14 protein-coding genes, 2 tRNA genes and 3 rRNA genes are annotated in these 24,423 nt (G+C 61.2%); 13 read left to right on the plus strand and 6 right to left on the minus strand.

Annotated elements, in window-relative coordinates:
* Nucleotides 1–25: 25 nt before the first annotated feature.
* From GYH29_RS00565 to GYH29_RS00585, 5 genes are all read left to right on the plus strand, one after another.
* Nucleotides 26–1,549, plus strand: a complete 1,524-nt coding sequence (locus GYH29_RS00565; protein ID WP_052052311.1) for a TolC family protein — start codon at nt 26–28, stop codon at nt 1,547–1,549.
* On the plus strand, nt 1,546–2,307 hold the full coding sequence (locus tag GYH29_RS00570; RefSeq protein WP_019104302.1) for an efflux RND transporter periplasmic adaptor subunit: 762 nt from the start codon (nt 1,546–1,548) through the stop codon (nt 2,305–2,307). The genes GYH29_RS00565 and GYH29_RS00570 overlap by 4 nt, the downstream gene beginning before the upstream one ends.
* 7 nt (nt 2,308–2,314) lie before the next feature.
* On the plus strand, nt 2,315–3,646 hold the full coding sequence (locus GYH29_RS00575; protein WP_161523043.1) for an efflux RND transporter periplasmic adaptor subunit: 1,332 nt from the start codon (nt 2,315–2,317) through the stop codon (nt 3,644–3,646).
* A gap of 2 nt (nt 3,647–3,648) precedes the next feature.
* Nucleotides 3,649–5,757, plus strand: a complete 2,109-nt coding sequence (locus tag GYH29_RS00580; protein ID WP_232060469.1) for an HlyD family efflux transporter periplasmic adaptor subunit — start codon at nt 3,649–3,651, stop codon at nt 5,755–5,757.
* 186 nt (nt 5,758–5,943) lie between these two features.
* A complete protein-coding gene (locus tag GYH29_RS00585) occupies nt 5,944–6,480 on the plus strand; it encodes a GNAT family N-acetyltransferase (protein WP_107731368.1) in 537 nt (178 codons plus the stop codon).
* 84 nt (nt 6,481–6,564) lie between these two features.
* Here GYH29_RS00585 and GYH29_RS00590 read toward each other — a convergent pair whose 3' ends face one another.
* Together GYH29_RS00590 and GYH29_RS00595 are read right to left on the minus strand one after the other, a co-directional pair.
* The gene (locus GYH29_RS00590) at nt 6,565–6,897 is read right to left on the minus strand and encodes a hypothetical protein (protein ID WP_019104297.1); all 333 of its coding nucleotides are present in this window, start codon (nt 6,895–6,897) and stop codon (nt 6,565–6,567) included.
* Nucleotides 6,898–6,976: 79 nt separating this feature from the next.
* Nucleotides 6,977–7,564: a phage tail protein gene (locus GYH29_RS00595; protein ID WP_019104296.1), complete on the minus strand. Its 588-nt coding sequence runs from the start codon at nt 7,562–7,564 to the stop codon at nt 6,977–6,979.
* A gap of 324 nt (nt 7,565–7,888) precedes the next feature.
* Between GYH29_RS00595 and GYH29_RS00600 the strand changes: the two genes are divergently transcribed.
* A complete protein-coding gene (locus tag GYH29_RS00600) occupies nt 7,889–10,159 on the plus strand; it encodes a DNA internalization-related competence protein ComEC/Rec2 (RefSeq protein WP_161523044.1) in 2,271 nt (756 codons plus the stop codon).
* 52 nt (nt 10,160–10,211) lie between these two features.
* On the opposite strand, the gene GYH29_RS00605 is transcribed toward GYH29_RS00600, so the two are convergent.
* From GYH29_RS00605 to GYH29_RS00620, 4 genes are all read right to left on the minus strand, one after another.
* Entirely contained in the window at nt 10,212–11,105 is an 894-nt protein-coding gene (locus tag GYH29_RS00605) for an ATP-binding response regulator (RefSeq protein WP_043594632.1), read from the minus strand.
* Entirely contained in the window at nt 11,080–13,668 is a 2,589-nt protein-coding gene (locus GYH29_RS00610; protein WP_161523045.1) for a sensor histidine kinase, read from the minus strand. Before GYH29_RS00610 ends, GYH29_RS00605 begins: the two co-directional genes overlap by 26 nt.
* A 45-nt stretch (nt 13,669–13,713) precedes the next feature.
* Nucleotides 13,714–14,505 carry a ParA family protein gene (locus GYH29_RS00615; protein WP_081576133.1) on the minus strand — a complete coding sequence of 264 codons (792 nt, stop codon included), beginning with the start codon at nt 14,503–14,505 and terminating at the stop codon, nt 13,714–13,716.
* Between the two features lie 116 nt (nt 14,506–14,621).
* Complete coding sequence (locus GYH29_RS00620) at nt 14,622–15,104, minus strand: surface-adhesin E family protein (RefSeq protein WP_019102160.1); 483 nt, start codon at nt 15,102–15,104, stop codon at nt 14,622–14,624.
* A 381-nt stretch (nt 15,105–15,485) separates the two neighbouring features.
* Between GYH29_RS00620 and recQ the strand changes: the two genes are divergently transcribed.
* The 7 genes from recQ to rrf all read left to right on the plus strand — a co-directional run bounded on the left by recQ (nt 15,486) and on the right by rrf (nt 24,292).
* Nucleotides 15,486–17,291: a DNA helicase RecQ gene (gene recQ, locus GYH29_RS00625; protein ID WP_161523046.1), complete on the plus strand. Its 1,806-nt coding sequence runs from the start codon at nt 15,486–15,488 to the stop codon at nt 17,289–17,291.
* Nucleotides 17,292–17,375: 84 nt separating this feature from the next.
* Nucleotides 17,376–18,593, plus strand: coding sequence for a bifunctional glutamate N-acetyltransferase/amino-acid acetyltransferase ArgJ (argJ, locus tag GYH29_RS00630; RefSeq protein WP_161523047.1), 1,218 nt, complete (start codon nt 17,376–17,378; stop codon nt 18,591–18,593).
* 435 nt (nt 18,594–19,028) lie between these two features.
* Nucleotides 19,029–20,564: ribosomal RNA gene (locus GYH29_RS00635) — 16S ribosomal RNA — on the plus strand.
* Nucleotides 20,565–20,651: 87 nt separating this feature from the next.
* Nucleotides 20,652–20,728, plus strand: a tRNA-Ile gene (locus tag GYH29_RS00640).
* 105 nt (nt 20,729–20,833) lie between these two features.
* Nucleotides 20,834–20,909, plus strand: a tRNA-Ala gene (locus tag GYH29_RS00645).
* A gap of 257 nt (nt 20,910–21,166) precedes the next feature.
* Nucleotides 21,167–24,055, plus strand: a 23S ribosomal RNA gene (locus tag GYH29_RS00650).
* Between the two features lie 122 nt (nt 24,056–24,177).
* Nucleotides 24,178–24,292, plus strand: a 5S ribosomal RNA gene (rrf, locus tag GYH29_RS00655).
* Together the 16S, 23S and 5S rRNA genes with 2 tRNA genes alongside form the textbook arrangement of a ribosomal RNA operon.
* Nucleotides 24,293–24,423 lie beyond the last annotated feature (131 nt).

Consider the following 24,423-nt stretch of genomic DNA (forward strand, 5'->3'; position numbering starts at 1 on the left):
AACAAACAAACGCGCAGGGGACGATATGAAGCAACAAACACAGGGGGGAGGGGCCGGCCTCGGCGTTCTTCGAACGCTGGCCGCGCTGACCGCGTTGGCTTTGACCGGTTGCGCGGTCACGCCCACGCCGATGAGCCTGGGAGATCGCCAAGCCACGCTGGCGGCGGACCGCCAGGCCATGTTCGGCAGCCAGGAGCCGCTGGCCGGGCCGGTAACCTTGCAAGAGGCGATGGCGCGCGCGTTGAAGTACAACCTGGATTACCGGGTCAAGTTGATGGAAGAGGCGATGGCGCAGCGCCAGCTGGACCTGTCCAGCCTGGACATGCTGCCCAAGCTGGCGCTGGCCGCCGGCTACACCGCGCGCAACAAGGACAACGCCTCTTCGTCGCAGAACGTCGCCACCGGCGAGCAATCGCTGGTGCCGTCCATCTCCTCGGAGAAGCGCAGCCATACCGCGGACCTCAACTTGAGCTGGAACGTGCTGGACTTCGGCGTCAGCTACTACACCGCGCAGCAGCAGTCCGACCGCATGCTGATCCTGCAGCAGCGCAAGCGCAAAGTAGCGCAGCAATTGATGCAGCAAGTGCGTGAAGCCTGGTGGCAGGCAGTGGGCGCGCAACAGCTGGAGGGCCGTATCGATTCGCTGCTGGCCGAAACCAATCGTGCGCTGGAAGACGCGAGGCAGGTGGAGAAGCAGAAGCTGCGCGCGCCGCTGGAAGCGCTGAACTACCGCCGCCAACTGCTGGACGTGATCCGCCAGATGGGCATGATCCGCAACGCGCTGGCCCAGGCCAAACCCAAGCTGGCCGCCATCATGAACGTGCCGCCGGGCACCGATTTCAAGGTGGCGGTGCCGGCAGGGCTGCCCACTCCTGCCTTGGGCCTGAAGCTGGAGCAGATGGAGGAAATGGCCCTGCTGAATCGGCCGGAATTGAACGAGGCGCGTTATAACGAGCGCATCGGCGTCATCGAAACCCGCAAGGCCATCGCCAAGCTGCTGCCGGGCCTGGAATTCAGCATCGGACAGAACTACGACAGCAATAAATTCCTGGTCAACAACTCTTGGAGCGACGCCGGCCTGCGCATCAGCTGGAACTTGCTCAATCTGTTCAGCGCCGGGCCGATCACCAAAGCCGCAGACGCCCAGCTGCAAGTGGCCAAGACCCAGCGCATGGCGCTGAACATGGCGGTGTTGACCCAAGTGCACGTGGCTTATCTCGACCTCAAGGGCCGTTCACGCCAGTTCTCGCTGGAACAAGAACTCAACGACGTGGAACAACGCATCTACGTGCAGAACCGCAACGCCACAGACAGCGGCGTGCAGGGCCGTCTGCCGGCGATCCTGGCCGACGCCAACGCGGTGTTCTCCACGCTGCGCTTGTACCAAAGCTACGGCGATCTGCAAAACGCCTACGGCCAGATGGGCTCCAGCCTGGGGATGGACCCGCTGCCGGAAAGCACCGCCAGCTATGATCTGCCGGCCTTGTCCGCCGCCTTCAAAGGCGCGGAAACGCGTTGGCAGGGGCAGGTGGCGGGGAGCAAGCCATGAAGTTGACGGCACTTCGGACCGCGGTCTGCCTGCTGGCGGCCGGCTGGGCTCAGGCGGCGACGCAGCCAGCCAAACCGTTGCCGGCGCCGGTGACCAACGCCAGCGACGGCCGCATCCGCGTGCAGTTGATGGCGCGCAACGCCGTGACCCTGTCCGGCGAGGTGGCGGCCAAGATTGCGGCCTTGCCGGTGCCTGAGGGCGCCAGCTTCAGCAAGGGCCAGGCTCTGGTGCAGTTCGACTGCGGAAGTTATCGCGCCCAGCTGCGCAAATCCCAGGCCTCGCTGGAGGCCGCCAGCCAGTTGCTCAAGGTGAACAACCAACTGGCCAAGCTCAATTCCGCCGGCGCGCTGGACGTGGCCCAGGCCCAGGGCAAAGCCAAGGAAGCGGCCGCGGACGCCAGCTATATGCAGACCATCGTAGGCAAATGCGTGATCAGCGCGCCGTTCAACGGCCGCGTGGCGCGCCGCATCGCCGCGGTGCACCAATACGTCAGCCCGGGCAATCCGGTGTTGGACATCGTCGATTCCGGCTCGCTGGAACTACGCATGCTGGTGCCGTCCAAATGGCTGGCCAAGCTCAAGCCCGGCAGCAAGTTCACCGTGGCGGTGGACGAGTTGGGCGCCAGCTTCCCGGCCAGGATAGAACGCCTGGGCGCGCAGATAGACCCGGTCAGCCAATCCATCCTCGCGGTGGGCGTCATCGAGGGCAACGGCGCCAGTCTGTTGCCGGGGATGAGCGGCTGGGCCAGCTTCAAGTAGGCGGTGCATGGGGCACGCCGATAGAAGCCGGGAACTGGCCGGCCTGCTGCAGTTGCTGCACCGCGCGCGCGACGCGGTCAGCGCAGAGCAGCTGGGTTTCATCATCGTCAACGAAAGCCAGCAATTGCTGCCATACCGCCAGGCGGCGGTATGGCGCGAGGGCCTGCATCGCCATGTGACCGCCTTGTCCGGCCTGGCGGAGCTGGACCCCACCGCGCCTTACATGCAATGGCTGTCCCGCGTCTTCCGCCATTTGGCGGAGGTCGGCGGGCAGGAAGCCGGACAGGACAGCCGCTTGCTCGAAGCCGGCGACCTGCCGACGGCGCTGGCCGAAGATTGGTCTTCCTGGCTGCCGGCCCACGCGCTGTGGCTGCCTCTGGGCGAGCAGGGCGCCTGGCTGCTGGCGCGGGAAATGCCGTGGAGCGATTACGAGCGCAAGCTGGCGGAAGAGTTGGCTCATGGCTATGGCCATGCGCTGCTGCGCTTCGCGCCCAGACGCAACTGGCGGGAGCTGGCGGGGCAATGGCTGAGGCCCGGTCGCAAGCAGAGGAGATTGCTCATCGCGGCGTTGTTGCTGGCCTGCATGCCGATTCGCCTCAGCGTGTTGGCGCGCGGAGAAGTGACGCCGCAAAACCCGGTGCTGCTGCGCGCGCCGCTCAGCGGGGTGATAGACCGCATCCAGGTGCAACCCAATCAGCGCGTCAAAGCCGGCGATCCCTTGTTTGATCTGGACGCCACCTCGCTGGCCGGTCAGTTCGCCATGGCCGCGCGCGAGCGAGACGCCGCGCAGGAAAGCTTTCGGGCCAGCGCCCAACTGGCGGTCACAGACGACAAGGGCAAGCTGGCCATGGCGCAGGACCGCGCCAAGCTCGAAGAAAAAAGCATCGCCGCCGAATACACCGGCCTGGAGCTGCAAAGATTGCATGTCACCGCGCCCAGCGCCGGCGTAGTGGTGTTTTCCGATCGCAACGACTGGCAGGGCAAGGCGGTGACGGTAGGTGAAAAAGTGATGACCCTGGCGGACCCCGCCCACGTGGAACTGGCCGCCTGGCTGCCGGCGGCGGAAGCCATAGACGTGGCCCCCGGCGGCAAGATCACCCTCTATCCCAATGCCTCGCCCACCGAGTCCTACGACGCCGAAATCATCCGCGTCGCTTATAAGGCCGAGGCGGTGGAGGGCGGCCTGCTCGCTTACCGGCTGCAGGCCCGCTTCGTTGACGGCGACAAGCCGCGGTTGGGGCAGATGGGCACCGCCCGCGTCTACGGCGACTGGGTGCCGCTGATTTATTACGCTTTGCGCAGGCCGCTGACCGCCGCGCGGCAATGGCTGGGGTGGTGAGCATGTCATCTCCCGCCTTGCCCGCGCTGCGTCAGGAACTGACGCTGCATCCCGGCCCGGTGCTGGCCGACGGCGCGCCCAGTTGGACCTTGCACGATCCCTGCGCTCACCGCTTCTATCAATTGGGCTGGGCCAGTTTCGAAATCCTGTCGCGTTGGCGGCTGGGCACCGCCGAGGCGGTGCTGCAAGCCGTCAATGCCGAAACCACGCTGCAACTTGGCGCTGAAGACATCGAAGCGGTGCTGTTGTTCTTGTCCCGCCATCAACTGCTGCAGGCCGCCAGCGTCGAGCAGAACGGCTGGCTGTGGCAGTTGCGCGAGGCCAACCGCCCCAGCCGCGCGATGTGGCTGTTGAAGAATTACCTGTTCTTCCGGGTGCCGCTGTTGAGGCCGGAGGCCCTGCTCAATCGCCTGCTGCCGTGGACCGGCTGGCTATTCCATCCGCGTTTCTGGCTGGCGATGGGAGCGGTGCTGCTGCTGGCGTTGGCGTTGGTGTCCCGGCGCTGGGACGAGTTCACTCATACTTTTTCCGCCTATGGCGGGGTCAGCGCCGCCATAGGCATCGGCGTGTCGCTGAGCCTGGCCAAAATCCTGCACGAAATGGGGCATGCGCTGACCGCGCGCCACTTCGGTTGCCGGGTGCCGGCCATGGGTGTGGCGTTTTTGGTGATGATGCCGGTGCTCTACACCGACACCAACGACGCGTGGAAGCTGAACTCGCGCCGTCAGCGGTTGCTGATTGGCGGCGCCGGCATGCTGGCTGAGCTGGTTCTGGCCGCCTGGGCCACTTTATTGTGGAGCTTCTTGCCGGACGGCCCATTGCGAGCCGGGGTTTTCCTGTTGGCCACTACCACTTGGCTGGCGACGTTGGCGATCAACGCCAGCCCCTTCATGCGCTTTGACGGTTATTTTTTGCTGGCGGATTATCTTGGTTTGCCCAACCTGCATAACCGCGCTTTCGCGCTGGCGCGCTGGCAGTTGCGCAAAACCTTGTTGGGTCTGGACGACCCAGTGCCGGAGCACTTCCCGGCTGCGCGCCGACGCGGGCTGATTCTGTTCGCGTGGGCCACCTGGCTGTACCGGTTGGTGTTGTTTCTTTCCATCGCCTTCCTGGTCTACCACTTGTTCTTCAAGGCCTTGGGCATGCTGTTGCTGGCGGTGGAGCTGGGATGGTTCATCGCCCGTCCGGTGGTGGGCGAACTGATGGTGTGGTGGCAGCGCCGAACCGATCTGCGCTGGGGCCGCGCAACCCGTCGCAGCGCCGCGGCCTTGCTGGTTCTGACGCTGGCGCTGATTCTGCCGTGGCAGCGCGAGGTGGCCAGCCCGGCGGTGCTGGGCGCCTTGCAGTCCCAGGGTCTGTACGCGCCGGCGGCAGGCGAGGTGGCCGAAGTGTTGGTGCGCGACGGCCAACTGGTCAAGGCGGGGCAGATCATGGCCAGACTCAGCTCGCCGATGCTGGAGGCGCAACTGGCGCTGGCTGGCGCCCGCGAGAGAGATTTGGCCTGGCAGACCGCGCAGCAACCATTCGACCTGGAGCTGCAACAGCGTGGTCCCGCCTTGCGTAAGCAATGGCAGGTGGCGCAGGAACAAGTGGCCGCTTTGCGCCAGCAAATGGCCAGGCTCACCCTGGTGGCGCCTTTCTCCGGTCGGGTCGTGGACGTCAGCGACGCGCTGCGCGCCGGCACCGCGCTGGCCGAGGGCGAGCACCTGCTGGACGTGGTGGGGCCCGACGGGGTCAAGGGCGAAGCCTTTGTAGAGGAGGCGGCGCTGAACGGACTCAAGCCGGGGCATGTCGCCCGCTTCGTCGCCGACGGAGGAGAGTTTTGGAGCGTGGAATGCAGGCTGGGCCAGATCGACAGGCTTAATCTGCCCTTGCTGGATCAGCCCTTGCTGGCCTCCACCTATGGCGGGCCGGTTCCCACCGAGCAACGGGACCGCGGCCTGGTGCCGCTGGCGGCCACCTTCCGCGTACGGCTGGAGCGCTGCGACCGCAGCGGTGCGCCGCTGCGGGAACTGGCCGGCGTGGCGAGGCTGCAAGGCGAGCGTTACAGCTTGCTGGAACGCGGGTTGCGTCAGTTGCTGGCGGTATTTCGCCGGGAAGCGGGGTTGTAAGAACCTGCTCAAATTCGGCGATACGGCTTTAAAAATGAGCTCAAAATGCTCATGCACCGTGTGCGTACTCCGCTTTCTCAGCCGTTTTCGCCTGATTTGCAAGATCTTGCGCGCACTGGCGCGTAGAACGAAACGGGCGCGCCGCCGGCGCGTCCCGCAACAGGTTTTGGAAAGGAGCCGTTCATCATGTCCTCATTCTTGAACACTTCCTCGTTGGCCGAAGGCTTGCATCTACGCCCGGCGCGGCATCTCGACGAGGCCTTCATAGCCGGCCTCTACCGCAGCGCGCGCCCGGACCTGCAGCTGATAGATGGAGAGGAGGAACTGATCCGCACCGTACAGGAACAGCAATACCAGGTGTTGCAACGCGGCGCGGGCGACAACTATCCGGATGCGATGCACTTCGTCATCGAAAAAACCGGGACTAGCGTCGGCGTGGTGATGGTGGATTTCGGCCATAACGAAGTGCGCATCATCTTCCTGGCCATGGTGCCGGAAGCGCGCGGCCTGGGTTACGGCAAGGAAGTGCTGATGGGCTTGCAGCAGGCGGCCTGGCAAGTGCGCGCGCCGCTGGCGGTCGTGGTTTGGCACAGCAATGTGCAAGCGCGCCGGCTCTATCACCAATTGGGTTTTGTGCTGGAAGAAGCCGGCGACATGGCGGACAAGCTTGTGTGGCGGCCCGAGCGCCACTCGCCGCGGGGCGAGGCGCGGGCGGGTTTGTAATATTTCGCCGGGCGAGCCGTGCGGCCGGAGTCTTCGTCCTTTTTCTCCGTCCGCCGGCCGCCCATGGGCTGTCGGCGGGCCGGCTCAATTGAACGGCAGCTGGAAGTAGGCCAGCGCCGGGTCGCGTCCGGCGGGAATCACCCGGCCTATCCACACCAGATCCAGGCGGATGGCGTCGCTGTGCTCGGTGGCGGGCAGTTCCAGTTGGCCCACTGCGTCCTCCAGATCGGTGGCGCCTTCGGCTGCCAGTTCCACCACAAAAGGAGTGCGCCGCGCGGTCTGGTGCGGCGATTGAGCCTGCGGCCGCAGCTTCACGGCCTGCACTTGCAGCGAAATATCGGGATGTTGCGGGTTGCGGAAGATGCAGTGCTTGCCGAGCAGATGCATGAAATCTTCGGCTTGGACGGTGGCGAGCATGGCGAGATCCCCTGAAGACAAAGGCCGCCGCCCCTGCGCGGAGAGGCGGCCGGAAGCGGCGCAACGCCGCGTATTGTGATTATGGACGAACCGGATACAGGCCGTTGATGGCGATACAGAAATTCAGCGCCAGGAAGGGGTTGAGCACGCTGACCGGAGCGTTGCCGCCGGTCAGATCGGTATTGCCGGTGGCGGACAAGCCCTGCACCGAAACCGGATTGTTGAGCGCCGTGGACCAGATGGTGGCCAAGCCGGTGCCGGCGCCGGAAGCGCCCAAGTAGGGGTTGCTGGCGCTGGGCGCGCTGGCCGGGGTGGCCGGCGTCGGCGTGCCGGCGGCGTGGAAGGTCACCGCCATGGAGGTGGCGGTATGGGAGTGAGCCGGCAAGTTGGCCACGCTGAGCGCCACGTTTTGAGTGCCGCCGAACTGGCCGGGGTTGTAGGCAGGCAGATTATAGGCGGGCTGGGCGGGGCCGGTGCCAATGGCCATGCGGCCGGTCAGGTTGGGCAGCTTGAAGTTTTGCGACGCGGTGCCGCCGTAGAGCGTGCCCAGCAGCGAGTACAAGGCTTCGTACTGCGATACCTGATAGGTCTGGCCCTGGCACAGCGCCCAGTCTTGCGGCGCGTAATTGAAGCCGTAGACCGTAATAGTGCCCATGTATGCGTCCATGTGTTCCTCCTGCGAGTGATCCGCCTGGCGGTTGCCAGATGGGAAAACCGTGTTTCAAAGTGAAGCCGGCTGCCGCGCTTGAGACCGCTTGGAGCCAAGCGGGGCTTCGCGGCGACCGGGCGTTTTTGAAAGCGCTTGTCCTAGGTGTAGCCCAGCGCCCTGTTAATGCAATACGCATTTCCACTGCTTATTTTTTTGATATTTATCTGCTACGTGTGGGGTTTTGGCGTGAAAAAAATACATATAGCATGATGATTGGCTAGTGGTTTAGTGAATGTGTTTAATAGATTGCGATGGCGCGGCATCGCTGTCTAAGATGCCGGCATGCTTGTCTTGATCGCACTGCTATGCGGCATTGCTATTTGCGCCGCCTTGCCGGCCTTGCCCGCTGCCACGGGGTGCTTGGGCCTGGCTGTGGGCGCTGCGGCGCTGGCGGCTTGCCTGCCGTTGCGGGCGCGGCCTTGGGCCGCCCTGATTCCCGCCTTCCTGCTGGGGCTAGGCTATGCTGCCTGGCGCGCCGACTACCGCATGGCGCAGCAACTGCCGGCCGATTGGCAGCAGCGGTCCATCGTTTTCGTCGGCGAGGTGCGCGGCCTGCCGCAGGCCGGGGAGTATGGGACGCGGCTGATCATGGAGGTGGAACGCACGCTGACACCGGGCGTCAAGCTGCCGCAAACCGTGCGGCTTACGGATTTTCTTCAGCGCGATTGGCCAACAGGCAGCCGCTGGCGGGCGGAAGCGCGCTTCAAGCGCAGCCGCGGCACGGCCAATCCATTCGGTTTCGACGTTGAACAATGGCAGTGGTCGGAAGGCGTGTTAGCCAGCGGTTCGTTGAGACCGGGCGAGCGCCGGCTGGAGGACAGCCGCGCGCCTCTGGCCTGGGTGGATCGCGCGCGCGCCGCTCTGGTGGCGCGCATAGAGCGGGTGTTGGGCGAGTCGCGCGAAGCGGCCCTGATCGCCGCGTTGACGGTGGGCGCGCAGCAGCGTGTGGCGCGAGAGGATTGGGGTTTGTTCGCCGCCACCGGCCTGACGCATCTGGTTTCGATCTCCGGCCTGCACATCACCATGCTGGCGGGTTTGGCGGCGACGGCGCTGGCCTGGTTGTCGCGAAGGCTGCCGGTCTTAGGCTTTCCGCCGCGCTTGCTGATCGCCGGCGGGGCTTTTCTGACGGCGGCGGCCTATGCCTTGCTGGCTGGTTTTTCGGTGCCGACCCAGCGCACGCTGTTCATGTTGGGCGTCGGACTGGCCTCCCTGTGCCTGCGGCGCGGCTTGTCGCCGTTTCGCATCTGGTGGCTGGCCTTGGCGGTGGTCTTGCTAATGGATCCTTTCTGCGTGCTGGCGCCTGGCGTCTGGCTGTCTTTCGGCCTGGTAGCCGCCTTGATGGCCAGTTCCATCGCCAGACGCCGCGCGCCGGGCAAATGGCGGGCGGCGTTGGCGGGACAGTGGGCGGCGGGCGTATGCACGCTGGCGCCGCTGGCTTGGTGGTTCGGCGGCATTCCGCTGGTGTCGCCGCTGGCGAACGCGCTGGGCATCCCCTATGTGTCGGTGTTGCTGACGCCGCTGGCTTTGGCCGCCGCCTTGTTGCCGTTGGAGTGGCCGCTGCATTTGGCCGCTTGGCTGGTGCGCGGTTTTTACTGGGGGGTGGAGTGGTTGGCGCAAGCGCCGGCCATGTCCTTGGCCGGAACGCCTCTGCCGCTGTTCTTGCTGGCCTTGCTGGGGTCGGCGTGGCTGATCGCCCCGCGAGGCGTGCCGGGACGAGGGCTGGCGGCTTTGATGTTGCTGCCGATGTTGGCCTATCAGCCCCCGCCGCCGGCACAGGGCGAATTCCGCGCCACCATGCTTGATGTGGGTCAGGGCCTGGCGGTGCTGGTGCAAACCCGCAACCGTTCCTTGTTGTTCGATACCGGTCTTGGCGGGGCGGAGAGAATCCTGTTGCCGCAGTTGCGAGGCTTGGGGGTGAAGGAGCTGGATGGCTTGGTGCTGTCGCATCACCATAGCGACCACGACGGCGCCGCCGCCGAGCTGGCTGCGGCCTTGCCGGTGGGGCGGGTGTTGGCCGGCCAGCCGGAGTCCTTGCCGGGGCTGGGGTTGAGCGGCGACGGCTGCCGCCCTGGACAGAGCTGGGCATGGGACGGGGTGCGTTTCGATGTGCTGGGTCCGCCGGACGCGGCTCCGGCCAATGACGAGAACGCGCAGAGCTGTATTTTGCGAGTGGCCGGCATGAAACACGCGCTCTTGCTCAGCGGCGATGCGCCGGAGGCGGTGGAGCGCATGTTGGCCGCTCAGCCTGGGCTGCGCCTGCGCAGCACGGTGTTGGCCGCCGGCCACCATGGCAGCCGCACCTCCACCGGGGCCGCCTGGTTGGCGGCGGCGCAGCCGGAAGTGGTCTTGATCAGCGCCGGTTACCTGAACCGTTACCGCCATCCGCATCCGTCTGTACTGAGGCGGGTGGAGGAGGCTGGCGTCGCCGTGCTGCGCACCGATCTGGACGGCGCGCTGGCCTTGGAGTTCGGCGACGGGGTGGAGTGGACCTGCCTGCGCGACAGCCAACGCCGTTATTGGCGCGAGCGCGGCGATTGCGGCGAGCCGCCTTGAGTCTGTCGCCTGGCGGATTCATGGGGGCGCCGCCGCAGCATGGCGCTGATTCTTAGCCCTCGCTGTTGACGTGGGCCACCACGATATTGCCCCGCCCCTGGTAGTGCAGGCCGTCGAAGGACAGCTTGCGGGCGATCAGGATGCCGCGACCGTGGCTGGACATCAGCGAGGCGGGCTCGGCGTTCTGGTAACGCTCCCAATCGAAGCCCGCGCCCATGTCGCTGATAGTGAAGCGCATTTGCTCGGGCTCGCGGCTGAAATCCACGCAGACCTGGCGCAGCCCTAGCTCCGGATCCTGCATGCGGCGAGCCAGCTCGGCCTCCCACTGCCCTTCGGCCATGTAGTGGCTTTTTTCGTCGAAGCTGATGTCCAGGTTGCCGTGCTCAATGGCGTTGACCAGTAGCTCGAACAAACCGGTGGCCACTCGCTCCGGGTGGGCGCAGGTTTTGGCCAACAGGGCGGTGACGGTTTGGGCTTCCTTGTGGCTGCGGCAGGTGAAGGAGGCTTTGTTCAGATGACGCAAGGCGTCTACATGCAGATTGGCCAACTCGCGGAAATGGGCGTAGCGGTCCCAGTGACCTATCGCCGCTTCGACGATGGCCAGCAGCATGTCGCGGGAAAACGGCTTGGTCAGGTAGTAGAAGGCGCCTGCGGCCAACCCCTCCTGCACGCTGGAGGCCGCCCCCATGGCGGTTTGCATGATGACCGGCAAAAACTCAAGCCGCGGTTCGCTTTTGATGCGTTTTAGCACGTCGAAACCGCTGATGCCGGGCATCATCTTGTCCAGCAGGACGGTGGAGAAAGTTTCGCCTTCGCGTTGCAAGATGGCCAGCGCGGTTTCTCCGTCCTCGGCCTGGACCACTTCGTGGCCGGCGTCCTGCAGCAGCTCGGCCATCAGCTCCAGATTGAAGGGTTCGTCGTCAACGAGCAGTAGTTTGTGGGGCATGGTTGGTGTCCTCCGTGGCGCCGGCCGGCCGGGTGCGCGGAATGATGAAGGTGAACAGCGCGCCGTGTGTCGGCAAATTGCTCGCGAAGATGTGCCCATGGTGGGCGGTGATGATTTCGCGGCAAATGGCCAGCCCCAGGCCGGTGCCGCCGGCGCCGGTCTTGGTGCTGCTGCTCTGGATGAATTTGTCGAAAATGCTTTCCAGCTCGGATGCAGGCACGCCGGGACCGGCGTCCTCCACGGTGACGAGAATGTTCTCGCCGTCAGGGTCCTGGCGCAGACAAGCGTTGACGCCTATTTCACCGCCGCGGGGGCTGAACTTGATGGCGTTGGACAACAGGTTGCGCATCACTTGGCCTATGCGGAAGGGATCGATGTCGGCGTTCAGCGGTTCTGGCGAGCAGTTCAGGTCGATGCGGATTTCGTTGAGCGCGGCAAGCGGCGTCATTTCGTCGCAGATATCGTGCAGGCATTGGCACAGATTGTTGCGGCTTATGGTGTATTCCATGCGACCCACTTCCATCTTGGCCAGGTCGAGCAAATCGTTGAGCAGTGTCAGCAGCCGGTTGCCGCTGCTCTGAATGCGGCTGAAGTATTGCGCCATCTTGTCGTCGTTCTGCCCGCGTGAGCGGGCCTGACCCATTTCGGTAAAGCCGAGGATGGCGTGCAGCGGCGTGCGCAGCTCATGGGACATATTGGCCAGGAATTCGGTTTTGGCGCGGCTGTTTTCCTCGGCCAGCACTTTGGCATGGCGCAGGGTTTCCTCCAGAGCGCGCTGAGCGGAAAAGTCCTGGTACAGCCAGATGGTGCCGAGCTTGGGCACCGAGGGGTTGATGGCCTTGCCATACAGCCGGCACCAGAACAGTTTGCCGGTGCCGGTGCGCAGCCTTTGTTCGGTCTGCACCACCTTGCCGTCGTTGAGTAGGCTGTACAGCGCTTTGCCAGTGCGCTCCCATTGTTCCGGCGATTCAAAGAAGGGCATCGTGCTGTGGCCCAGGATAGCTTCCTCGCGTTGCTCGAACAGGTCGAGGAAGGCGCGGTTCACCTGGAGCAGGTTGCGGTCCACGATGTAGGCCATCGCCATCGGGCTGGCGTCCAGCAGCGCGGACAGCTGGCGGCTTTGCACTTCCACCTGCTCGGCCAGGCTGTTTTTCAGCTCGATCAGCGCCGCTTCTTGTTCCTTGCGGATGGAAATGTCGCGGCAGACCACCACGTAGAACCAATCGTCAGGCAAGGTGACCCGGCTGAGCGAGAGCTCCACCGGCAGCAGATGCTCGTCGCTGCGGCGCAAGCTGGCTTCGAAGGGCCGACCTTCATGCTCTTGGGCGATGTGTTCGAAGCTGCGCGCCGGATTGCGGTCGTACAACTCATCCAGCAGTTTGCCTATCGGCAGTTGGCGCACCATGTCTGCCGATTGGCCGATCAAGCGAACAGCCGCCGGGTTGATCTGCAAGACCAGGCCTTGATGGTCTATCAGGATGATGGCGTCGGAACTGGCCTGCAGAATGGCGCGTTGGCGCGCCTCGCTCTGCGCTAGCGCTTGCTCGGACATCACCCTGTCGTTGATTTGCTCGCGCAGCGTGCGTGTATTCATCTCCAGTTGCTGCTGGCTGCGCTTGAGCTGATCCTGCATCCGGCGGCGGGATTGGGCTTGTAGTTGCTGGAACCAGAACATCGCCAGCAAAAAGCCGGCGGTAGTGGCCAGGATGGCCCAGTGGGTCAGACGCATGCCGGGATTGGCCACGCCTTGCGGATAAGCGCCGAACAAGATCTCGTTGCCGCCCAGATTGTGACGAATGGTGTACAAGGGAGGCATGGACGGCAGCGGCCGGGTGGGCTGAGAGTCCAGCAAGGGCGCGTCGGGCTGCTCCTGGGTCCAGGCGACAATGCGCACATGGCGCAAGGGGCTGGCGGTGCCGGGTTCGCGCTGGCTGTCCTGAATCAGCTTGTCCTTGCGCAGATTCAACAGCAGCAGCGTGTTGTCGTCGTTTAGCCGCACCACGATGTCCAGACGGCTGCCGTTGCTGCCGGGCAGCGTGGTCGGCATCAGCACGGGCTGGGTGCTGTGGCGCGCCAGGTCCATTTTGCGGCGGGCATTGCCGACGCCGCCCAGGTCCAGGCCTTGCGGCAAGGCGTTGCTGTCGTCAGGCAGATAACTGGAGATCGGATAGTACAGCGGGCGGCGCGGACTGGGCGCCAGATGCCGGTCCTGGAGCACGCGAATACTATTGGCGACGCGGCTCTCGAACGCCTCGCGCTGCTCCGGGCGCACATATTCGATGATGCCCAGTCCGCCGAACGGCGTATCGTCGCGTATGGTGCTGCGCGCGAGCACGGCCAGAGAGCGTGGTTGGGGGCTGTTGGCCAGGCTTTGCGCCAGCACGGCGGAGTGGTCCAGCATCGCTTGCATTCGCACGCGCAGCAGTTCGGCGCTCAGCTCGCCCCAGTAATGCTGACGGTCGATGAGCTCGGCGCGTTCATCGTTGATCATCAGCCAATATTCGGCGGACAGCAGGCCGACGCTCAGCAGGCCGCTAATCACCAGCGAGCTCAGGCGATTCAAGGAAAACCGCCTCCGCGCAAGCCGGCAGACGGCGATCCGGGGCGCTTAGGTTCGCCGTCCATCCCGCGCCAGCTCCTGGTAAAGGGCCTCGAACTCGCGCGACAGTTTGTGGCGTGGGTCCAGGTACACCATGGGAAGCGCCGCATCGTGTGACTCCCGGATTTTCACGGATGAAGACAGCGGAGAGGACAGCACCGGCAGGCCTTCTTGCTTAAGTTCCTCCACCAGGCGCACCGGCAAGCTGGCCCGGGCCTGGAACTGGTTGACCACGATGCCTTCAATGAACAGCTCGGGGTTGTGGTCGGCGCGAATTTCCTCGGTGTTCACTTTCAGGTTATAGAGGGCCTGGCGGGAAAAGGCATCGCAGTCGAAGGGAATCAGGCAGCGGTCCGCGGCGATCAAGGCCGAGCGGGTGAAGAAGTTTAAAGCCGGCGGGGTGTCGATCCAGATTTCATCGAACTGGCCGCTCAAACTGTCCAGCGCTTCCTTGAGCTTGAACATTTTGTAGCGCGCCTCCAGTTTGCCCATCAGCTCGGCAAGGTCCGGGTGCGAGGCCAGCAGGCTGAGCCCGGGCAGCGGCGTGGCGCGGACGAAGTCAGACGGCTCCTTGCTGAACATGGAGATATTCAGCATCTGCTCGAACAGGCCGGCCAGCGACGGCGCCTCGTCCCTAGCGGCGGAGCCCATCAGATAATGGCTGGCGTTGCCTTGCGGGTCCAGGTCCACCAACAGCACCCGTTTGCCCTGTTTGGCGGCGACGGCGGCCAGGTTGACGGTAATGGTGGACTTGCCCACCCCCCCTTTTTGATTGAAGACCACTCGTCTAATCGCTTGCATGGGTGCTCCAGGCATGGGGCCGGTTGGGCGGCGGGGCCGCTACGCAGAAGAGGCCCGCTCTCGTTTTGGCGCGACGCGGGGCCGGGCCGCGCGCGAGCGGGTAGGGCGAATCGGGTTCAGAACCCCGGGTCGCCCTTGCATACCAGCAACATTTGTTGATAGCTGGCCGAATTCTGCACCACCGGCATAGGTTTTATCTGAGCGTCATTATAGGTGAAGCTGGCGATCTGGCGGCCGTTCTCATCGAACAACACCATGTCCAGCAGGCGGAAAGTGCGTTGCGAGCAGTCTATCTGCCAAGTATTGATCGACACCTTGTGGCGCGGCGTGGACAGGAAGTTTTCCTTCTTCAGATTGAAGATGGTTTTACGGTCTCGGAAACTGACCAGCTGGCCCTGTTTGCGGACCGACAACTTGTCCAGCTCGTTCAGAATGTTGCCGTTGGGGGACACACCCAGGTTTTGCCAATCGGCGTTGGCTGGGCTGGCGCCGGATTGAATAGGCTTGCCGACGGTCGACGGGCTGGGTGCTTTGCTAGGGGCGCTGGCGCAGCCGCTGATCACTGCGGCCGCCAACAGGACGGGCCAAATATTACGCATTGATGCCTCCACGAAATCGTCGGTCAGTGTCGCACAGCGGAAGAAAGGCTCCAAGCCTGGCGCGCGGGGTGGTTCGAGCGGCGCCGCGCTGAGGTTGGTTGCCGGAAGCCTTCGACAGTGCTGCACCGCAAAAAATCCTCAATGCCATGTAAGTATTTTTTTGCGGGAGAACACCAAAAATAAATGTAAAAAACGGAACTTCGCGAGTGTCCCACAGGTCCATGGTAGTGCGAGAGCATTTTTCCTCTTCGTTTCACATTGTCTCCATCCAACTTTATGGCCGCTGCACTCCAGCGGCCCTTTTTTTGCCCATTGCGCCCGAGACAGGACGCTGCCGGCCACTTGCCGTACAATAGTCCCCTTCTCGCAAGAAGACGGCTTATGCAGGACGCGCTCTCCCTACTCAATAATATCTTCGGCTATCCCGAATTCCGCGGACAGCAAGGGGAGATTGTCGATCATGTCGCCCAGGGCGGCCACGCGCTGGTGCTGATGCCCACCGGCGGCGGCAAAAGCCTCTGTTTCCAGATCCCCGCGCTGATGCGTCCAGGCGTCGCCATCGTGGTGTCCCCGCTGATCGCGCTGATGCAGGACCAAGTGGCCACTCTGGTGGAACAGGGCGTGGCCGCGGCCTGCCTCAATTCCGCCACCCCGCTGGACGAAGCGCGCGACATCGCGCGCCAGGCGCGCGCCGGCTCGCTGGACCTCTTGTACGTGGCGCCGGAGCGTTTGCTGACGCCGCGCTTCCAAGAGTTCGTATCGCAGCTGAACATCAGCCTGTTCGCCATCGACGAAGCGCATTGCGTCAGCCACTGGGGTCATGACTTCCGTCCGGAATACCAGCAATTGGGTTTCCTGGCCGAACGTTTCCCGCAAGTGCCGCGCATTGCCCTGACCGCCACCGCCGACGAACAAACCCGCGCGGACATCATTGATTACTTGAAGCTGCAGGACGCGCGCGTTTTTCTGTCCAGCTTCGACCGCCCCAACTTGTTCTACCAAGTGGTGGAAAAGCACAACGCCAAGAAGCAACTGCTTGATTTCATCCGCAACGAATACCCGGGCAGCGCCGGCATCGTCTATTGCCTGTCGCGCAAGCGCGTGGAAGACACCGCGCAATGGCTGTGCGACAACGGCATTCACGCGCTGCCCTACCACGCCGGCCTCAGCCATCAGCAGCGTGAGGCGAATCAGCGCGAATTCCTGCGCGACGAGGGCGTGGTCATGGTGGCCACCGTTGCCTTCGGCATGGGCATAGACAAGCCGGACGTGCGCTTCGTCGCCCATATCGATATGCCCAAGAGCCCGGAGAACTTCTATCAGGAGTCCGGCCGCGCCGGCCGCGACGGTCTGCCCGCCGCCAGTTGGTTGTGCTATGGACTCAACGACGTGGTGCAGCTGCGGCAAATGATAGAGGGCGGGGAGATGGCTGAACTGCAAAAGCAGGTGGAATTAGGCAAGCTCGAAGCCATGCTGGCCTTTTGCGAAGCCGCGTCCTGCCGCCGTCAGCACATCCTGGCTCATTTCGGCGAACAGAGCAGCCCTTGCGGCCATTGCGACAACTGCCTGCATCCGCCCATCACCTTCGACGCCACCGTGGCGGTACAAAAGCTGCTGTCCTGCATTTACCGGGTGGAGCAGCGCTTCTCCGCCGGCCACGTGATCGACGTGCTGCTGGGCCGCGCCAATCAAAGCGTTGGCCATTACGGCCACGATAAGCTGTCCACCTTCGGCATCGGTCGAGATTACAACCAACGCGTCTGGCGCTCCATCGTTCGCCAACTGGTGGCGCGCAAGCTTTTGCATGTCGACATCGCCCGCGGCCAATCGCTGGTGTTGAGCGATGAATGCCGCAGCGTGCTCAAAGGCCAGGAAAAAGTCTATCTGCGGCCGGTGGCCGACGACAAAGCGTCGCGCAGCACAGCCAGCGCCGACCGTTGGCTGCGCACCGAACGCGAAGAACGGTTGTGGCAGGCGCTGCGCGGCTGGCGCCGACAAATGGCGGACGAACACAATGTGCCGGCCTACGCGGTGTTCTCCGACCGCACCTTGCGAGACCTGGTGGAAAAGCATCCGACCTCCCGTGCCGGCCTGGCCAAGGTCTATGGGTTGGGAGAACTCAAGCTGGCGCGCTACGGCGAGGCGCTGCTCGAATTATTGAGCGCGGCGGCGGCCGAGGCGGGCTGATCCATCTGCCGTTTTAGTTTCCAGTCCGGCGGAACAAATCCGCTACAATCGATGCGAATAATATTGATTGATCTGGAGCGATAGATGGCAGTAAACCTCAAGCCCGTCAGCGGCGAACATCTCTTCCCCATTCCCGGCGTGGAACTGAGCGTCGCCGCAGCCGGCATCAAGAAAGCCGACCGCAACGACGTACTGGTCATCCATCTGGACAAGGGCAACACCGTAGCCGGCGTGTTCACCCAAAACCGCTTTTGCGCCGCTCCGGTGCAAATCTGTAAAAAGCATCTGGACGCCGGCGTGCAAATCCGCGCGCTGGTCGTCAACACCGGCAACGCCAACGCAGGCACCGGCGAACAAGGCCGTAGCGACGCGCTGCAAGTCTGTCGGACGCTGGCCGATGAGCTGGGCTGCCAACCCGAACAGATTCTGCCCTTTTCCACCGGCGTGATTCTGGAACCGTTGCCGGTAGACAAGATCGTCGCGGCGCTGCCGGGTCGGCAAGGCGCGGACTGGGCCGACGCCGCCCGCGCCATCATGACAACGGACACCGCGCCCAAAGCGGTCAGCGCCCGCCTGACGCTGGAGGGTCACCCGGTCAACATCACCGGCATCTCCAAAGGCGCCGGCATGATCCATCCCAATATGGCCACCATGCTGGGCTTCATCGCCACCGACGCCGCGGTAACCCGTCCGGTGCTGCGTCAATTGGTGAAGGAAGTGGCCGATGTTTCCTTTAACTGCATCTCAGTGGACGGCGACACCTCCACCAACGACAGCTTCATCCTGATCTCCACCGGTCAGAGCGGCGGTCCGTTGATCGATTCCCCGCAGCAGGCAGCCTACCAAGCGTTAAAGGCGGAACTGGTTCAAGTCGCCACGGCGTTGGCCCAGGCCATCGTCCGCGACGGAGAGGGCGCCACCAAGTTCATCACCGTTAAAGTCGAGGGCGGTCGCTCGTTCGAAGAATGCAAGGACGTCGCTTACGCCATCGCGCGCTCCCCGCTAGTGAAAACCGCTTTCTTCGCCTCCGATCCCAATCTAGGGCGCCTCTTGTGCGCCATCGGCTACGCTGGGGTGCAGGACCTGGATGTCGATCGCCTGGAACTGTATCTGGACGATGTGCTGGTCGCCGTCAACGGCGGACGCAATCCTCTATATAAAGAAGAAGACGGCCAGCGCGTGATGGCCCAGCCGGAAATCCTTGTGCGGGTGAACTTGGGGCGCGGCGCGGCGGAGGCTACGGTTTGGACCTGCGACTTCTCTTATGATTATGTGAAAATCAATGCGGACTACCGCAGCTGAACAAGGCTTTTGAGCCGTCTTGGCGTGGGAGTTGGCCTGAAAGCCGGCGCCCATTTCAGTAAAAGCCCCGGTTTACGGGGCTTTTACGCATTTAGTTCGCCCCCTTGGAGCAAGGCTAGGCAGAGGGCACGGAAGAAGTCGCTCCTGCCTAAAATGATCGGTTCTTTACAAATCAAAGGTTTGTAGATTTTGTTTGCGGAAATGGGGGTTTTTCTCGCAAAAGGTGTTGACGGGTGTAGGGTCGTGACGTATAGTTCGCCTCCTCAGCAGACAACGCAGCGACGGAAACGAAACGCAGCGATCTGCACCGATCTTTAACAGAACGAATAACCGATAGGTGTAAGTGCTCGGTCGATGACCAAACACTTGCACTGCAAGACGAGAAATGTCTCGATGTTTCTTTGATCTTGCGTGCCAGAAAATTTGCTTGGAATTGAACTGAAGAGTTTGATCCTGGCTCAGATTGAACGCTGGCGGCATGCTTTACACATGCAAGTCGAACGGTAACAGGGTGCTTGCACCGCTGACGAGTGGCGAACGGGTGAGTAATGCATCGGAATGTACCGTGTAATGGGGGATAGCTCGGCGAAAGCCGGATTAATACCGCATACGCCCTGAGGGGGAAAGTGGGGGACCGTAAGGCCTCACGTTATACGAGCAGCCGATGTCTGATTAGCTAGTTGGTGGGGTAAAGGCTCACCAAGGCTTCGATCAGTAGCGGGTCTGAGAGGATGATCCGCCACACTGGGACTGAGACACGGCCCAGACTCCTACGGGAGGCAGCAGTGGGGAATTTTGGACAATGGGCGCAAGCCTGATCCAGCCATGCCGCGTGTCTGAAGAAGGCCTTCGGGTTGTAAAGGACTTTTGTCCGGGAGCAAATCCCAGTGGTTAATACCTACTGGGGCTGAGAGTACCGGAAGAATAAGCACCGGCTAACTACGTGCCAGCAGCCGCGGTAATACGTAGGGTGCAAGCGTTAATCGGAATTACTGGGCGTAAAGCGTGCGCAGGCGGTTGTGCAAGTCTGATGTGAAAGCCCCGGGCTTAACCTGGGAACGGCATTGGAGACTGCACGACTAGAGTGCGTCAGAGGGGGGTAGAATTCCGCGTGTAGCAGTGAAATGCGTAGAGATGCGGAGGAATACCGATGGCGAAGGCAGCCCCCTGGGATGACACTGACGCTCATGCACGAAAGCGTGGGGAGCAAACAGGATTAGATACCCTGGTAGTCCACGCCCTAAACGATGTCAACTAGCTGTTGGGGGTTTGAATCCTTGGTAGCGAAGCTAACGCGAGAAGTTGACCGCCTGGGGAGTACGGCCGCAAGGTTAAAACTCAAAGGAATTGACGGGGACCCGCACAAGCGGTGGATGATGTGGATTAATTCGATGCAACGCGAAAAACCTTACCTGGTCTTGACATGTAACGAACGCCGCAGAGATGTGGTGGTGCCCGAAAGGGAGCGTTAACACAGGTGCTGCATGGCTGTCGTCAGCTCGTGTCGTGAGATGTTGGGTTAAGTCCCGCAACGAGCGCAACCCTTGCCATTAGTTGCCATCATTAAGTTGGGCACTCTAATGGGACTGCCGGTGACAAACCGGAGGAAGGTGGGGATGACGTCAAGTCCTCATGGCCCTTATGACCAGGGCTTCACACGTCATACAATGGTCGGTACAGAGGGTCGCGAAGCCGCGAGGTGGAGCCAATCTCATAAAACCGATCGTAGTCCGGATCGCACTCTGCAACTCGAGTGCGTGAAGTCGGAATCGCTAGTAATCGCAGATCAGCATGCTGCGGTGAATACGTTCCCGGGTCTTGTACACACCGCCCGTCACACCATGGGAGTGAGTTTCACCAGAAGTGGGTAGGCTAACCGTAAGGAGGCCGCTTACCACGGTGGGATTCATGACTGGGGTGAAGTCGTAACAAGGTAGCCGTAGGGGAACCTGCGGCTGGATCACCTCCTTTCTAGAGAAGGTTGTTGATCGAGTACTTACAGCCTATCGGTTATTTGTAGTTAAGGGCGTGTCAGCCAGCGATGGCTGACCGAGAAATGGGTTTGTAGCTCAGCTGGTTAGAGCACCGTCTTGATAAGGCGGGGGTCGTTGGTTCGAGTCCAACCAGACCCACCAAGAATTTGCGTAGCGATACGTAATTTTTGGCTTAGGCAAGGCGCGAAATAGCGAAATGTACAATTGTACATGAGCTGTTGAGCAACGCTGCATAAGGCAAAAAGAGGGGGATTAGCTCAGTTGGGAGAGCACCTGCTTTGCAAGCAGGGGGTCGTCGGTTCGATCCCGTCATCCTCCACCACAACTCAAACACAAGCGAGTTTGCAAAACAGCTTGGTTGTGTTTGCGTTGTATTTTTAACGCCCGATCTTTAACAAACTGAAGAAGCCGAATATATAAAGACGGCGAGAAGGACGATGGAGTTAACTCTTCATTGGCTGGATCGTCATCTTGGGTATTTGATTGTATCTAGGCTACGTCGCCATATCAAAAGGGGCGGTGTAGTCGTCGCACAAACACAACTTGTTGTTTTAGTGATCCAGGTTACTGAAATGATAGGGTCAAGCGACTAAGTGCATCTGGTGGATGCCTTGGCGATCATAGGCGAAGAAGGACGTGTAAGCCTGCGAAAAGCGCGGGGGAGCTGGCAATAGAGCTTTGATCCCGCGATGTCCGAATGGGGAAACCCCTCCGCAAGGAGATCCCGTGCTGAATACATAGGCACGAGGAGGCGAACGCAGCGAACTGAAACATCTAAGTAGCTGCAGGAAAAGAAATCAACCGAGATTCCGTTAGTAGTGGCGAGCGAACGCGGAAGAGCCTGTACGTGTTATGGATTGTGTTAGTGGAAGGTTCATGGAAAGGACCGCCATAGTGGGTGATAGCCCCGTACACGAAAACACATTCCAAGGACTAGGCGTACGATAAGTAGGGCGGGACACGAGAAATCCTGTCTGAAGATGGGGGGACCATCCTCCAAGGCTAAATACTCATGATCGACCGATAGTGAACCAGTACCGTGAGGGAAAGGCGAAAAGAACCCCGGGAGGGGAGTGAAATAGAACCTGAAACCGGATGCATACAAACAGTGGGAGCGGACTTGTTCCGTGACTGCGTACCTTTTGTATAATGGGTCAGCGACTTACGTTCAGTAGCGAGCTTAACCGAATAGGGGAGGCGTAGGGAAACCGAGTCCGAATAGGGCGTTTTAGTTGCTGGGCGTAGACCCGAAACCGAGTGATCTATCCATGGCCAGGATGAAGGTGCGGTAACACGCACTGGAGGTCCGAACCCACTAGTGTTGCAAAACTAGGGGATGAGCTGTGGATAGGGGTGAAAGGCTAAACAAACTCGGAGATAGCTGGTTCTCCCCGAAAACTATTTAGGTAGTGCCTCATGTATCACTTCCGGGGGTAAAGCACTGTTATGGCTAGGGGGTCATTGCGATTTACCAAACCATGGCAAACTCTGAATACCGGAAAGTGCGAGCATGGGAGACAGACGGTGGGTGCTAACGTCCATCGTCAAGAGGGAAACAACCCAGACCGCCAGCTAAGGTCCCAAATGATCAGTTAAGTGGTAAACGAAGTGGGAAGGCCTAGACAGCCAGGATGTTGGCTTAGAAGCAGCCATCATTTAAAGAAAGCGTAATAGCTCACTGGTCGAGTCGTCCTGCGCGGAAGATGTAACGGGGCTCAAACTGATAACCGAAGCTGCGGATTTGCACGTAAGTGCAGATGGTAGGGGAGCGTTCTGTAGGTCTGAGAAGGTGTCTCGTAAGGGATGCTGGAGATATCAGAAGTGCGAATGCTGACATGAGTAGCGATAAAGCGGGTGAAAAGCCCGCTCGCCGAAAGCCCAAGGTTTCCTACGCAACGTTCATCGGCGTAGGGTGAGTCGGCCCCTAAGGCGAGGCTGAAAAGCGTAGTCGATGGGAAACGGGTTAAAATTCCCGTACTTTTATGCAGTGCGATGTGGGGACGGAGAAGGTTAGGTCATCAGACTGTTGGAATAGTCTGTTTAAGCCGGTAGGCTGGGGAGGTAGGCAAATCCGCCTTCCCTTAAGGCCGAGACGTGATGACGAGGGTCTACGGACCTGAAGTGACTGATACCACGCTTCCAGGAAAAGCCACTAAGCTTCAGCTGCATAAGAACCGTACCGCAAACCGACACAGGTGGGCAGGATGAGAATTCTAAGGCGCTTGAGAGAACTCAGGAGAAGGAACTCGGCAAATTGATACCGTAACTTCGGGAGAAGGTATGCCTCTTAGAGTGAATCCCCCGCGGGAGGAGCTTTGAGAGGTCGCAGAGAATCGGTGGCTGCGACTGTTTAACAAAAACACAGCACTGTGCCAACACGAAAGTGGACGTATACGGTGTGACGCCTGCCCGGTGCTGGAAGGTTAAGTGATGGGGTGCAAGCTCTTGATCGAAGCCCCAGTAAACGGCGGCCGTAACTATAACGGTCCTAAGGTAGCGAAATTCCTTGTCGGGTAAGTTCCGACCCGCACGAATGGCGTAACGATGGCCACACTGTCTCCTCCTGAGACTCAGCGAAGTTGAAGTGTTTGTGAAGATGCAATCTCCCCGCTGCTAGACGGAAAGACCCCGTGAACCTTTACTGTAGCTTTGCATTGGACTTTGAACAGACTTGTGTAGGATAGGTGGGAGGCTATGAAGTGGGAACGCTAGTTCTCATGGAGCCGTCCTTGAAATACCACCCTGGTGTGTTTGAGGTTCTAACCTTGGTCCGTGATCCGGATTGGGGACAGTGCATGGTAGGCAGTTTGACTGGGGCGGTCTCCTCCCAAAGTGTAACGGAGGAGTTCGAAGGTTACCTAGGTACGGTCGGAAATCGTGCTGATAGTGCAATGGCAAAAGGTAGCTTAACTGCGAGACCGACAAGTCGAGCAGGTGCGAAAGCAGGACATAGTGATCCGGTGGTTCTGAATGGAAGGGCCATCGCTCAACGGATAAAAGGTACTCCGGGGATAACAGGCTGATACCGCCCAAGAGTTCACATCGACGGCGGTGTTTGGCACCTCGATGTCGGCTCATCACATCCTGGGGCTGTAGCCGGTCCCAAGGGTATGGCTGTTCGCCATTTAAAGTGGTACGTGAGCTGGGTTCAAAACGTCGTGAGACAGTTTGGTCCCTATCTGCAGTGGGCGTTGGAAGTTTGACGGGGGCTGCTCCTAGTACGAGAGGACCGGAGTGGACGCACCTCTGGTGTACCGGTTGTGACGCCAGTCGCATTGCCGGGTAGCTAAGTGCGGAAGAGATAACCGCTGAAAGCATCTAAGCGGGAAACTCGCCTGAAGATGAGACTTCCCTGAGGGCTTGACCCTCCTGAAGAGTCGTTCGAGACCAGGACGTTGATAGGTCGGGTGTGGAAGCGCTGTGAGGCGTTAAGCTAACCGATACTAATTGCTCGTGAGGCTTGATCCTATCATTTGAGTGGCTTGGGAGACTGAGCGACGAGGTGTGGGTGTGCGACACAATTGAATACCGAATATATGTGGGTTGATAGAGTATCAACCTAGGCTTCTTCCAGTTTGTACCAGTTTATGTCTGGTGGCCATAGCGAGGTGGTCCCACGCCTTCCCATCCCGAACAGGACCGTGAAACGCCTTAGCGCCGATGATAGTGTGGCATTCGCCATGTGAAAGTAGGACACCGCCAGACGCCCGATTGCGAAGCCCAGCTCAGACGAGCTGGGCTTTATGCATTGCGCCGCCGTCCGGCGGCTCAATCCCGTTTGCCTCTCTGTTTTACCCTTCTGTCTTGCTTTAGTTGCCGCTTGTCCAGCCAAGCTT

Source organism: Chromobacterium haemolyticum (assembly GCF_009936155.1).
GTDB lineage: Bacteria > Pseudomonadota > Gammaproteobacteria > Burkholderiales > Chromobacteriaceae > Chromobacterium > Chromobacterium haemolyticum.